The organism is Ensifer sp. EB106-03-01-XG145 (genome assembly GCF_058792075.1).
On the sequence record NZ_JBYTEC010000001.1, the window covers coordinates 1,667,010 to 1,679,081 of the forward strand.

Here is a 12,072-nt window from a genome sequence, read left to right on the forward strand (position 1 = left end):
CCCTCTTCCCAGAATGAAAATCTGGTGTCCTAACCGATAGACGAAGGGCGCACTCGCTGTGTGGGCGCCTTATAGCCAGAGGATTTGAGAACCGCAAGCGGCAATCTTCATATTTCTGTAAAAATTCCACAGTCGCGAGCCGAAGGGTAGATTCCTTGGAATAATCCATGGAAACAAGCGGTTGGCTTCAGCCCTTGCCGCGCCGGCAGCGCCAGTTCCAATCTCGCTGAGCGCCGATGTCGATATGGACCGACTCCGTATGGCAATAGGTGCCGACGCCGCCGCGACCGGGAACGCTGCGCAGGAATTCGGCAAGATCCCACTTGCTGACGCCTTGGACCTGGATGTCTGCTGCCTCGCAGCGGGTATGCAGCGACTGCTTCGCCCGGTTGACCTTGATCGGCCTGAGGCCGGAGGTCACCATCACCTGCTTGCCGTAATGCGTTTCCACCTTCTTCAGCATCTGCATGAGCTCAGGCTTGAAGCAGCCGGCATCAACCTTCTCGGTCTGCAGGATCAACCCGCTCGGGGCCAGCCGTGCCAGGCCCGACAGGGATGCGACCTGAACCGGCGCGCCATCGTCGTCGTCGCCGAGATGTTCCTCGTGCTCGAAATTATAGAGCGAAGTCAGCTTGACGCCCGGAAGCGTGTAGGCGAGGGAGGCCGTCTGCGGCCGGCTCGCGTTGCTGGTGGTAATCGTCTTTTTTTCCGCTGGTTGCGCGGCGCGCAGTGCTTCCTGCTGTTTTTCCTTGCGTTTCCCGGCAAAGAGCGTTGCGAGTGTCCAGGTTTTCGGCGCTTCCTTGTCGCCGTCGCTTTCCTTTGCCTCCGCGGTCGCCTGCATCGGTTCCGCGATCGCCACTTCAGCCGCGGCTGGCGCAACCTCTGCATTGGCCACGGCCTGAGGTGCAGCCGATTTTTCGCCGCCGGCGGCCGCCTCGGCGCTGAGCGGTACGGGGACGGCTGCGGGAAGGGCGTCCGGCGCCGGAGCGGGAGCGTAGGCTGCGACCGCCGTGTCTGCCGGCGCAGCGGTGGCCTCGTTCGCGGCACCCTGTTGCGGCGTCATGATGGGCTGAGGCTGTCGCTGGGTGCCGCTGAACAAGCTGTTGGTGGTTGCGTTCATGGCGGGCTGGCCCGCCGGCAACGGCACAGTTCCATTGGCCTGCGGCTGGGTATTCGGCATGCCCTGCGTCGCCGCTGCCTGTCCGTAGATGCTGGAAGAAGCGGCACGCAGGCCTGTGTTCTGCATCGTCAGGGACTGGGCTTGCCCGGAATCCTGCGTGGTGGCGGTCTGTTGCGCCTGCGGATCGCTGCCGAGCGCGGCCACCTGCGCATCCCGGACCGTGCCTTGCTCGGCCGATTCGGCCGCCTGGGCCGCTGTCTGTCCCTCAAGGCCCAGCCCGGCGGTGACGTCGTTGTCGGCAACGGCCGACACGCAGCCGCTGAGTGCCAGGAGTGAGACGGATAAAGCTGCCGCCCGCGCAATGGCAGCGAGCACTGCGCCCTTCGTATCCGGATGTTGCAACGTCCTATCCCCGCTCTCCGTGCATGACGGGCGAAACCTTCGCCTTGTCGTGCATTAAGTCTCAGTTCCGAAACATCGCTCAGAACAAACAAACTCATGTTTCTCGCGGCGGTCCGAAAGAACGCCACGGGAAAAGATCAGGCCAAGTACAAAGGGGGTCGCCGCCACGAGACATCGCGGATAGGACCCGGCATCAACGTTTCGCGCGAAAAAATACTCAACGACACGCGATTTGTAAACCGGCGCTAACCTTGAGCCCGCATGTTGCACACATGCAAAGGCCCGGATCGACCGGGCCTTGGATCATTCATTGCTGCTGCTGATCGGCGACTCGGCCATGCCAGCCGGTATGACCGGCCACATAGGGGCATCCTCGCCAGTCAGAATTGCGCGGGGCTTACCATGCGCCGGTATTGGCCATCGAAGCCCAGGGCTCCTGCGCCGGACGGTTCTCGCCCTTCTGCAGGATTTCGATCGAAATGCCCTCTGGGGAACGTACGAAGGCCATATGGCCATCGCGCGGCGGGCGGTTGATGGTCACGCCATTGTCCATCAGATGCTGGCAGAAGCCGTAGATATCGTCGACCTCATAGGCGAGGTGACCGAAATTGCGCCCGCCGGTGTAATCTTCCGTATCCCAGTTGTAGGTGAGTTCGAGGCAGGGTGAGAGTTCTCCGCGTGCGCGATCGATGTCGCCGGGGGCCGCGAGGAAAACGAGCGTGAAGCGGCCTTTCTCGTTCTCGTAACGGCGGATTTCGGTCAGGCCGAAAAGCGTGCAGTAGAAGTTCAAGGCCTCGTCCAAATTCTTGACGCGAACCATCGTGTGCAGATAGCGCATTGCAATGTCCCTGTTTTGCAGAAGATGGCGTATACTGAGCCGCCAGCAAGCCAGAGGCAAGGCTGCGTCCGCATATTAGATCTCGGCCAAAATATGCCGAGGGTCTTGCGTATCCGCGGCGGGACGATGTTATTCTGGTCAATAAGAATCAGTTAACCGTATCGGTAGTCGCGCGTAAACGAGGGGCTGGGAGAGAATGGCGGATAGGACATCTTCAAAAGACGTCATGCATGGTGACGACTTTGGCAGTGACGCTCTCGACCTCATCGAAATCACGGGCGTGATCAAATGGTTCGACGTCGCCAAGGGCTTCGGGTTCATCGTGCCTGACAACGGCATGCAGGACGTGCTGGTCCACGTGACCTGCCTGAGGCGCGACGGTTACCAGACGGTTCTCGAGGGCGCGCGCGTCGTGGCTCTCATCCAGAAGCGCGATCGCGGCTACCAGGCGTTCCGCATCCTGTCGATGGATCAGTCGACCGCCGTACATCCGTCTCAGCTTCCGCCGGTGCGCACCCATGTGCAGGTGACGCCGACCAGCGGCCTCGAACGGGTCCTGGTCAAGTGGTTCAACCGCACCAAGGGCTTCGGCTTCCTGACGCGCGGCGAGGGGACCGAGGACATCTTCGTTCATATGGAGACCCTGCGGCGCTTCGGCCTCACGGAGCTTCGTCCGGGACAGGTTGTCCTGGTGCGCTTCGGCGATGGCGAAAAGGGCCTGATGGCCGCCGAGATCCATCCGGACGGCCCGTCGCCGACGAGCCGGTCGCACTGATGCTCGCGGTACGAGATCTTTCCGGAAAAAGCGCCCTGGTGGCGCTTTTTTTGTTGTTCGCCTTTGCCGCTGCGGCTTTGGCGGAGGTTGAGTTCACCACGGACAAGATGCGGCTCGTGACCGCCGACAGGAAGGTGCACGAACTGACCGTCGAGCTTGCCGTCGATCCCGACCAGCGTGAGCAGGGACTGATGTTCCGCCGGTCGATGGCGCCGGATCACGGCATGTTGTTCGATTTCGGTGAAACCCGCCGCGTGATGATGTGGATGAAGAACACCTATCTGCCGCTGGACATGCTGTTCATCGACAACAAGGGCGTGGTGCGGACGATCCACCAGGGCGCCGTCCCATTTTCCGAAGCGATCATTGATTCCGGCGAGCCGGTCGCCTTCGTTCTCGAGCTCAATGCCGGCACTGTCAAACGCCTTGCTATTCGGGCCGGAGACCGTCTTGAAGGCGCTCGAATCCCGGGGCGATGATCCCGGGGGAGATGATCACAAATCGACAGCTGGCATCCGTTGGCCTTGTAGTTTGGGCATCAGCGCCTAAATCACCTGTATCGAGACGAATCGATCCTTTCGATGACGACTGCAAAGCCTTTTGGGCAGACTTCAACTTAATAAGTTGCTAATATTCTGCCGAAGACGACAGGAGGCATCTGTGATGGTCCGGAGTGTGGTTGTTGCGATCGTGGCGGCCGCTGCGTTCGCGCAAAACACGATGGCGGCAGACCTGACGCCGGCGCTGGAGCCGGCGCCGGTTGTCGAAACGCCGCCCGTTTTCGTATGGACCGGCGGGTATGTCGGCCTTCAGGGCGGTGGCGGCTGGCTGAATGGCGATTTCAGCGCGCCCGGCGGCAGCGGTTCAGAAGATTTCAACGGCGGCTTGCTCGGTGCCTTTGCCGGTTTCAACTATCAGCAGGGTGATTGGGTCTACGGCATCGAGGGCGATGTCAACTACAACTGGAATGACAAGAGCGTCGATGTTGGCGGAACCTCCGCCGAAGTCGGCACCGATGTCTCCGGCGCGATACGCGGACGCGTCGGCTATGTGCTGAACGACAAAGCGCTGCTTTACGGGGCAGGAGGCTGGGCGGTCACCCGCGGCTTCGTCGATGTGCCCGGAGCCTCGAAGGAGAAAGAGACCTTCAACGGTTGGACGATCGGCGCCGGTGTGGATTATTCGTTCACCGACAACGTCTTCGGGCGCGCCGAGTATCGCTACAACGACTATGGCGACAAGGACATCGGCGGCGTCAACGTCGATCTCGATCAGCAGCAGTTCACCATCGGCGTCGGTGTAAAATTCTGACCAATGCGCAGGCAGCGCCAGCATCTGGCCGCCGCTTCCTTGATTCGTTCATGCAGGCTGCAATATTCCCCCTGCGCGATCGGCAATTTCGCCTCGATCGCCTTCGTCCGAGAGATCGAGAGCCACGCGGAGACCGTCCCGGATGGGCCGTTGCAACGCCTTGCGTGAGCCGGACAGCAGCGTCAGCCGTCCTGCTTCCTCAAGCCGGACGAGCCTGTTGCGCGACAGGCCGAGTTCCGCCGACAGCAGGCGATCCGCCCGCATACTGACTGCCAACGGCACCTCAAGGACGATCTCAAGATGGGTACAGACGTCCCGCGGTCGAGCGACGACGCGCCTTGTCACATGGCAAGCGGCGAATTCTTCGATCCTGTCGGTGCTTCGCCGAAGGCCCTCGACGTCGAACGAGACCCGGCGAATCCAGCGCGGGTCGTTGTTCTGAAGCGCATCGAGCGTTTCAGGTGCGATGTCGCGGACATACTGCCGCTCGAAGATCGGGCGATTCCAGGTGTCGTCGCAGTCGGCGCAGCGATAGATCAGCCAGGCATCCAGCCGCCGGCCGTTGGCGTTCAGCCGCGTCTTGCCGCTGCATTCGAATGGGCGCGCGCCGCGGCAACGGCTGCAGGCGAGCCAGGGGCGCGGCGCGGCGTGTGGTTCAATGGTCCACAGGACCGTCAATGTGTGAGACATGTCGTCTGGTTCTTCCAATAGGAAGTCCATCGAGACGACGGTTTGAGTACCCGTTCCGGGGACGCGGTCTGGCAGCGTTTGTAGGTGATGGTTCCGCCTGGTGGTGTTGCACCGGGCTTGAGATCGGCAATGCCATTCCGGTCTCGAACCGTCACCTCAACGAACGCATGAAATATCATACCGGTAGCGTCGGGCGCTATCGGGCGTACGGGGTGAAACTAGCGAGACCGGATTTTACAAAGGCAAAGCGAGACTCCAGGAGAGCGCGATTGTGGCTGCGTGCCCGTTCTACACCGCGGCGTGTGCCGCGCAAAGTGCGGAGTTGACATGCCTACGCGCCATGGTGGCTTTTTGCTCGGAATAGGTGAAATTTGGCCACAGGCAATTTCGCTCAATAGGAGTAGTATGAGGCATTACACCTCCAATCTGGAGCGGCCTCTGCATTGGGACGGCCGCTTCTTTTTTGGACGGCGTAGCCGTTCTTCCTCAGCCGACGCGGCCGAAACTCAGCTCCATTGACGTTGAAGCAGGAGCAGTCACTGAGGAAAATGACGTGACGCGGTTGCGACCGCCGCGCTTGGCTTCATAGAGCGCCGCGTCTGCCCTGTTGAACAAGTCCTCCCACGACCCTTCGTTGCCGCCGGCTGCGAGGCCCATGCTGACACTGAGCGCTATGTGTTGCTCGTTGCCGATCACCACGAGTTCTTCGACGGCGCGACGCAGGCGCTCGGCGATGAAAAGCGCCTGCGTTTCGCTGGTCTGCGGCAGGTAGAGGCCGAACTCTTCCCCGCCAAGGCGGGCGAAGCAATCGCCCTTTCTGAGGTTCTTCCTCATCAGATCGGCAAAGGCGATCAGCGCCTGGTCGCCGGCTTGGTGGCCATAGCGATCGTTGATGCGCTTGAAGAAGTCCAGATCCATGACGATGAGGCAGTCGCCATGCCAGTTTGATCCAGGCAGTTGCGTGAGAAACCAGCGTCGGTTGCGCGCGCCGGTCAAGGCATCGGTGTCGGCTGAACACCTGAGCTCGGCTTCGGCCCTCTCCTTGACGAGGACGAGCGCAAAAAGGGCGATCGCGAAGTGGCATATGATCGAGAGGAAAAAGGCGTAGGTGGTGGTGATCGGTATGACGCCCGGCTTCACAAGACCGATCACCACGGCAAGGCAGAGGCTGGCACCGACGGTCATGGCCGCCGCAAACAGCGCGCGTACCGGCAGCGGCTCCCTGTTGCGATCGGCGATGACGGCGAGGGCGGCGGCCGCCAGAAATGCAAAGGCGGTGGCATTGAACACACTGGCGCGGATGTAGTTGACCACATGGAAATGCGTGGCAAGACCGATTGCTGCGCCCGCGGCCGGTATCGAAAGTGCCAGCCAGTCCGCCTTGCGTCGCCGGCCAGCGCTCAAGCGGCGCACACCGATCCAGAACAGCGCATAACCGCCGATCCCGAGCGTGAAGCTCGAAAGCGTCCACAGATAGGCCGGCAGCAGCTGCTGTTCGCCGTAGCCGGCGAGCGTCGACGCAAGAGCTAGGAAGAAGAAGCCGCTCGCGAGAATTCCGAGACCTTCATCCCGCGGCGATTGCCAGCGGGCATAAAGAAAGCAGAACGCGCCGACGAGGAACGACGATTTGTGAAGCAGCAGAACGGTGGTGAGATCGAGTTGGGTGTTCATGGAATGATGCTCGGGCGGGCTTGGGAGGCTGGCGCGGTGCAGTTGTGCACCCTTGGCTCTAGCCGCAATGGATTTAGCGATTACTAAACTCGAATGACAGACCGACACTTTTGTCCCATTTCGGGACATTTCTGCCTGCCACGGACTGTGGGTGGGACGAATGCAGGTTTCATCAGTGTGGACGTCAACGAAATTACATGTTGCAGCCCAAGGGCGAAGCGTGTATCTCCGGCGCCGTTGGCACGGAGTGTAGCGCAGTCTGGTAGCGCATCTGGTTTGGGACCAGAGGGTCGGGAGTTCGAATCTCTCCACTCCGACCATCGTAACGCCGAAGGTGGCGTTCCTGATCTCCCTGCGTCTTTTCACTTCGTCAGATATTGCCTTTTGGGCACTTGTTGAACGGCGACTGCAGGGCCGTGTCAGCGGAACCTGTATCCCGCGCGGTCGTCTAGCCGAAAAGCCGAATTTATCCGGCCAAAAGTCATTCCGTTTTAAATCAATCTGCGTTATGGGATGACGGAATGCTGGCGCCCGTGAATGTTGCCAGCGAAAGTATGGAGCCGTTCGAAACCATGTCCGCAAAGATCTATCGTCCAGCAAAGACCGCCATGCAGTCTGGCAAGGCCAAGACGAATCTGTGGGTGCTGGAGTTTGATCAGGAAAAGCCGCGCACGATCGACCCGATCATGGGCTACACCAGCTCCGGCGACATGAAGCAGCAGCTGCGGCTGACCTTCGAAAACGCCGAGCAGGCCATCGCTTATGCGGAGCGCAACGGCATCGAATACCGCGTGATCGCGCCGAAGGAAGCGACGCGCAAGAGCGTGTCCTATCCGGACAACTTCCGTTTCAACCGGATGCAGCCCTGGACCCACTAAGTCCTCCGGTCGCATTCGACGGGCGAAGCCCGGGACGGCCCCTTAGCTCAGTTGGATAGAGCACCTGCCTTCTAAGCAGGTTGTCGCAGGTTCGAATCCTGCAGGGGTCGCCAAGTTTCTAACGATCTGTTTCTTCGATAGAATTTGTGGATCCTGTCACGAGGTGCGCAGGGCGGCCTATGTGGCGTTCCGCTTCAGCGCCTCCACGAAGTGGATAACCTCGCTTACCGTATTGTCGTTCCAGATGTCGTTGTGGCCGGCGCGCTCGTCGATCTGCATCTGCTTGGGTTCAGGCGCAATGCGATAGAGCGCCTCGCCCGACGACAGGGGAATGCTGTCGTCCAACCGCCCGTGAATGAAAAGCTTTGGTTGCTTCACCGTCGTTATTTTGAGGTCGGAGCGGAAGGGATCCTTGATGAGAAGCGCGACCGGCAGGAACGGATAGCGCGCTTCGGCGGCCGACAGAACCGACAGATATGGGGAGATAAGGATCACGCCGGAGACTGGCCTTTGTGCCGCCGTGTTCACGGCGACGCCGGTGCCGAGCGAGCGGCCGAGCACGACGATGCCCCCTTTGTTGCGATGCGCCAGCCAGTCGAACGCCGCGATGCCGTCGGTCAGCAAGCCGTCCTCGCTTGGTGAGCCGGTCGATCCCGGATAGCCGCGATAGGAAATCGCAAGCAATCCAATGTCCCGCGCAGCCAATGCCTGTGCGAGAAACCCATAGTTGTCTGTTCGATCTCCATTCCCGAAAAAGAGCAGCACACCGGGTTTGTCGGGCTTACCGTGACTATAAAGCCCGTGCAGCGTCTCACCATCCGGTGTTTTGACGGAGACGTTCTCACCCCAACTCGCTGGGTTCGGTGCGGCAGTGGCGTCGGCACCGGGATAGAGAAGGGTGCGCTGCGAAAAATAGATGAGGCCGAGAAGAACGAGATAGGTCAGCACCGCCACCAGCGGCAAGATGAGTAGAAATCTTGTGATGCTCATGACGCCACATCCAGCTACAGGGAGAGAAGAGTCTCCGTCAAAAAAAACGACATCGATCGAAATATCCGAAAATATTGATGCTGAGTACTGCAGTGTCAGCGGATGGTGCGAAACGTCCGGAGCCAGTGGCGGATATGTTCGCTAACATCCGGTAGAAGTTGTAATTGGTCTGTATTTTGCTCACGCCGTGCCGATCCTCGACGTCCGCACGAAGACTGGACCAGGTGAGCCTGGTCGACAATGTCTGTGACGGCCGCCTGCGGCCCTTCCTCTTGTGATGACACATAAAAAAACGGGCCGGTGGATGGCTCCAACCGGCCCGTTCCGGCAAAAGGCGGAAAGGGGAACGTCTCTGCGCGGGGCTGCAGCGCCGCGCGTAGGGAGATCGATACGGACTGATAATGCCCGAACGCCATTTCCGGAATTGACATTTATCGCTCAAAAATTGACATTTCCCGCATGCCCTCCGATGGACGCCCACAATCTGTGATCGAAGTTTCTGTTGTCATCCTGCCGGAGTCGTCGATCATGTCGCTCGCCTCGGTGCTGGATCCAATGCGCGCTGCCAACCGCATCTGCGGTCGCGATGTATTTCGCTGGCGGTTGCTCTCGGCGGATGGAAAGGCGGTGACGTTGACCTGCGGCGTGCCGATCGTGGTCGATGGCACCTTTGCCCAGCCGCTCGCCGGCGACGCGCTGCTGGTGATTGGCGGTTTCAATCTCGACCGGCATGTGGGAAAAAAATTCATCGGGATCCTGCAGGAGTCCTCCCGGCATTTCGACATCGTCGCCGGCATCGAGTCAGGCTGTTGGCTGCTCGGGCGAACCGGCTTGCTCAATGGCCGGCGGGCGACCGCCCACTGGGAAGAGCTCGAAGATTTCAGCCAGGCTTTTCCGGCCTTGACCGTGCTTGGCGACCGCTTCGTCGCCGACGGCAAGTTCTGGACATCGGGCGGCGCATCGCCGACCTTCGACATGATGCTGCACTGGATCACGCAGAGATTGGGTTCGGCGCTGGCACTCGATGTCGCCAGCATCTTCGTCTACGACCAAACGCACAACGCGACCGACGTTCAGCCATTCGTTTCGCTTGGGCGCATCGAGACGCGCGACCCGGAGCTCGCCGAGGCGATTCGGCTGATGGAGCGCACCCTTGAGCGTCCGTTGACGATCGCGGCTTTAACGAAGCGGCTGTCGATTTCGCAGCGCAAGCTGGAGTTACTTTTTGCGCGGGGACTGTCGACCAGTCCCGGCGCCTACTATCTGCGCCTTCGCCTTCAGGTCGCACACCGTCTGGTTCGCGATTCTGGCAGCCCGATTCGCGAGATTGCACTCCGCTGCGGCTTCGACAGCCTGTCGGCTTTCTCGCGTGCCTATAGCCGCGAATACGGCATGAGCCCACTGAAGATGCGGCTGGCGCGGCGAGCGGCTGCGGCTTAGCGTTGGCAAAGGCCAAACGCGCCTGCTGCATGTTTTTGTCCTTTAATCGTACCCGATTAAAGGACAAAAAAAATGCAGCAATTCAAAGTGCTACAGCGACCTTTGCGCGTCTGATAAGACGCGCGGCGCTGTAGACATCTCAGATATTCAGATCAGGACTAGGGGTCAGTGGACCGTCTGCGGCGGTTCGTCGGTAAACGCCTGGATGCCGTCTCGCCGCACGGTCGCAATGAACTCCTCAAAGGCTTCGCGATCGGTGGGGAAAGGTTCCTCCCACGTGGTGGAAAAACCTTCCTCATCGATAACCTCGAGGACCCAATCGAGATTCGAGCCCGCTGGCCGATAAATGCGCAATTCGACGACGACGCCGTCGTCACTGAACTGGCCGGAAAATTCTGAATACTCGTACGTCTGCTCTTCGTCAGTCATTTCCACAGTCTAACACGCTTGATAAAGGACGTCTCATGCTGTTCGGCAGTTATCGTTGCTCCGGCGTGCAGCGATGCCAGCCGTCACCGTCATCTTGTACTTAGCGGGATGTCCCGTCCCGATGGCGGCTTGTCGATGGCACCGAGAAGCTACTGCCGGCTTGGCCCCATCCAAAACACGGCCCGACCGCCCCATGCCAGTTACGCGTGGCGGCCAGGTTGTTGGCGATGGGAAGGCCCCCCTGGCCAGGTTCGAAGCTACGGAGCGTCGAAATTGACACCCCGTCCGCTCCGAATGTTGCTGTTATCGGCAGCGTGCTTCGTATCGCCGACCGTAGCGATCACGATAGATGCAATAGCCGGCGCGCTCTTGCGAACGACCGATCAGGTTGCCTATGACGCCGCCGGCGACAGCGCCGATTGCCGCACCGCCCCAGCTATCGCTCACAGCGCCCCCGATGATGGCGCCGGTGCCAGCGCCGATAGCCGTCCCTTTCTCGGTCTGCGTGCAGGACGCAAGCGTACCAATCATTCCAATCGCAATGATAAGCTTTTTCATGCTTTCACCCCTTTGCTACAAATCAACCTGGGAGTTCACCAATCTGCATCCTCAGCGCGAGCTTAAGCATCTACGCAACGCGCGCAATTGTCGATAGTGGTGTTTTGCCGGGAGCAAGGAATCTCTGACGGTCAGGCATTGCTCGCTCGAGGCCCACAGCCGGCGGTCCACCAACCGGCTAAGCGCAGGGGCAACTATCGCCAGTAGCTTTGCCCGCTGTCGACTGACGATCGGCCCATGACGTAGCCAATCGCAAACGCAAGCAAGCCGACGGCAAGCGTTAGTCCGGCTGCAGCGTACGGGTGATCTGCGACCCCGACCGCCGCGGCGTTTGCCTCACGGCTCACGGCGTCGGCGGCTGTCTTTGCGACCTTGCGGGCGCCTGTAGGTGGTTCGATGGGTTTTCCGGTGAAGCCCGCTTTCAGATCTTTCGCCACGATGTTTCTCCTTGTGGTGGTCAGGGAAGGAACTGTCGATTCGACAGGAAGTTCCGGAACTGCACGCCTGCGCCGCCGCCATAGCGCTCGCGTGGACGGCTCCGATGGTGCGAGGCCACTCAGCCCGTGCGGGGTCCATTGTTCATCGGAGGTTCAGGCTGATCGGCCCACAGTAATCGCCAGATAGGAGGAGTTACGATGAAAAAGCTCTTATCCGCCTTCGCAGCGATTGGCTTGGCTGCGTCTTTCGCGCTGCCGCTAAGCGCCGCTCCGATTTTCGTGCCGAAGCCCGTCCAAGTGCAGACGGACACCGTCGACCTGGTTAAGCACCGGAGTCACCGTCATTGGCGCGCTGATCGCCGGTGGGATCGTCGGTGGGATAGGCGGTACGCCTGCGGTTACTATGGCAGGTGCTACCCCCGCCATTACGGTTACTATGGTGGATACCGTGACCGCGGCTACTATGGCTACCGCGACTATTACCGCTACCAGCGTCGATCCGGCGTTACGGTCTATTTCGATTTCTAGCGGAA

14 protein-coding genes and 2 tRNA genes are annotated in these 12,072 nt (G+C 60.3%); 8 read left to right on the forward strand and 8 right to left on the reverse strand.

Annotated elements, in window-relative coordinates:
• Nucleotides 1-187 precede the first annotated feature (187 nt).
• Nucleotides 188-1,522, reverse strand: a complete 1,335-nt coding sequence (locus AC3WWH_RS08130) for a YcbK family protein (protein ID WP_057255866.1) — start codon at nt 1,520-1,522, stop codon at nt 188-190.
• Nucleotides 1,523-1,919: 397 nt separating this feature from the next.
• Nucleotides 1,920-2,360 (reverse strand): VOC family protein, encoded by a 441-nt coding sequence (locus AC3WWH_RS08135; RefSeq protein WP_058322444.1) that lies wholly within the window; start codon nt 2,358-2,360, stop codon nt 1,920-1,922.
• Between the two features lie 196 nt (nt 2,361-2,556).
• On the opposite strand from AC3WWH_RS08135, the gene AC3WWH_RS08140 reads away from it, so the two are divergent.
• The 3 genes from AC3WWH_RS08140 (at nt 2,557) to AC3WWH_RS08150 (ending at nt 4,446) form a co-directional block, all read left to right on the forward strand.
• Entirely contained in the window at nt 2,557-3,135 is a 579-nt protein-coding gene (locus tag AC3WWH_RS08140) for a cold-shock protein (RefSeq protein WP_043623636.1), read from the forward strand.
• The gene (locus AC3WWH_RS08145) at nt 3,135-3,614 is read left to right on the forward strand and encodes a DUF192 domain-containing protein (protein ID WP_058322445.1); all 480 of its coding nucleotides are present in this window, start codon (nt 3,135-3,137) and stop codon (nt 3,612-3,614) included. The genes AC3WWH_RS08140 and AC3WWH_RS08145 overlap by 1 nt, the downstream gene beginning before the upstream one ends.
• 184 nt (nt 3,615-3,798) lie before the next feature.
• On the forward strand, nt 3,799-4,446 hold the full coding sequence (locus AC3WWH_RS08150; protein WP_057255871.1) for an outer membrane protein: 648 nt from the start codon (nt 3,799-3,801) through the stop codon (nt 4,444-4,446).
• A gap of 48 nt (nt 4,447-4,494) precedes the next feature.
• Here the strand turns inward: AC3WWH_RS08150 and AC3WWH_RS08155 are convergent, their stop codons facing one another.
• Together AC3WWH_RS08155 and AC3WWH_RS08160 are read right to left on the reverse strand one after the other, a co-directional pair.
• Complete coding sequence (locus tag AC3WWH_RS08155; protein WP_058322446.1) at nt 4,495-5,136, reverse strand: DUF1062 domain-containing protein; 642 nt, start codon at nt 5,134-5,136, stop codon at nt 4,495-4,497.
• Nucleotides 5,137-5,622: 486 nt separating this feature from the next.
• Complete coding sequence (locus tag AC3WWH_RS08160) at nt 5,623-6,807, reverse strand: GGDEF domain-containing protein (RefSeq protein WP_057255875.1); 1,185 nt, start codon at nt 6,805-6,807, stop codon at nt 5,623-5,625.
• 243 nt (nt 6,808-7,050) lie between these two features.
• Here AC3WWH_RS08160 and AC3WWH_RS08165 point away from each other — a divergent pair.
• From AC3WWH_RS08165 to AC3WWH_RS08175, 3 genes are all read left to right on the forward strand, one after another.
• A tRNA-Pro gene (locus AC3WWH_RS08165) sits at nt 7,051-7,127 on the forward strand.
• A gap of 252 nt (nt 7,128-7,379) precedes the next feature.
• Entirely contained in the window at nt 7,380-7,685 is a 306-nt protein-coding gene (locus tag AC3WWH_RS08170) for an ETC complex I subunit (protein ID WP_034791376.1), read from the forward strand.
• Between the two features lie 36 nt (nt 7,686-7,721).
• Nucleotides 7,722-7,798: transfer RNA gene (locus tag AC3WWH_RS08175), tRNA-Arg, on the forward strand.
• 64 nt (nt 7,799-7,862) lie between these two features.
• On the opposite strand, the gene AC3WWH_RS08180 is transcribed toward AC3WWH_RS08175, so the two are convergent.
• The gene (locus AC3WWH_RS08180; RefSeq protein ID WP_057255877.1) at nt 7,863-8,675 is read right to left on the reverse strand and encodes an alpha/beta hydrolase; all 813 of its coding nucleotides are present in this window, start codon (nt 8,673-8,675) and stop codon (nt 7,863-7,865) included.
• A gap of 459 nt (nt 8,676-9,134) precedes the next feature.
• Between AC3WWH_RS08180 and AC3WWH_RS08185 the strand changes: the two genes are divergently transcribed.
• The gene (locus tag AC3WWH_RS08185; protein WP_057255879.1) at nt 9,135-10,115 is read left to right on the forward strand and encodes a GlxA family transcriptional regulator; all 981 of its coding nucleotides are present in this window, start codon (nt 9,135-9,137) and stop codon (nt 10,113-10,115) included.
• 165 nt (nt 10,116-10,280) lie between these two features.
• Here the strand turns inward: AC3WWH_RS08185 and AC3WWH_RS08190 are convergent, their stop codons facing one another.
• From AC3WWH_RS08190 to AC3WWH_RS08200, 3 genes are all read right to left on the reverse strand, one after another.
• Entirely contained in the window at nt 10,281-10,544 is a 264-nt protein-coding gene (locus tag AC3WWH_RS08190) for a hypothetical protein (protein WP_057255881.1), read from the reverse strand.
• A 303-nt stretch (nt 10,545-10,847) separates the two neighbouring features.
• Nucleotides 10,848-11,102 carry a YMGG-like glycine zipper-containing protein gene (locus AC3WWH_RS08195; RefSeq protein WP_057255883.1) on the reverse strand — a complete coding sequence of 85 codons (255 nt, stop codon included), beginning with the start codon at nt 11,100-11,102 and terminating at the stop codon, nt 10,848-10,850.
• A gap of 194 nt (nt 11,103-11,296) precedes the next feature.
• A complete protein-coding gene (locus tag AC3WWH_RS08200; RefSeq protein WP_058322447.1) occupies nt 11,297-11,539 on the reverse strand; it encodes a hypothetical protein in 243 nt (80 codons plus the stop codon).
• Between the two features lie 198 nt (nt 11,540-11,737).
• On the opposite strand from AC3WWH_RS08200, the gene AC3WWH_RS08205 reads away from it, so the two are divergent.
• Nucleotides 11,738-12,067 carry a hypothetical protein gene (locus AC3WWH_RS08205; RefSeq protein ID WP_058322448.1) on the forward strand — a complete coding sequence of 110 codons (330 nt, stop codon included), beginning with the start codon at nt 11,738-11,740 and terminating at the stop codon, nt 12,065-12,067.
• The last annotated feature ends 5 nt before the right edge of the window (nt 12,068-12,072 follow it).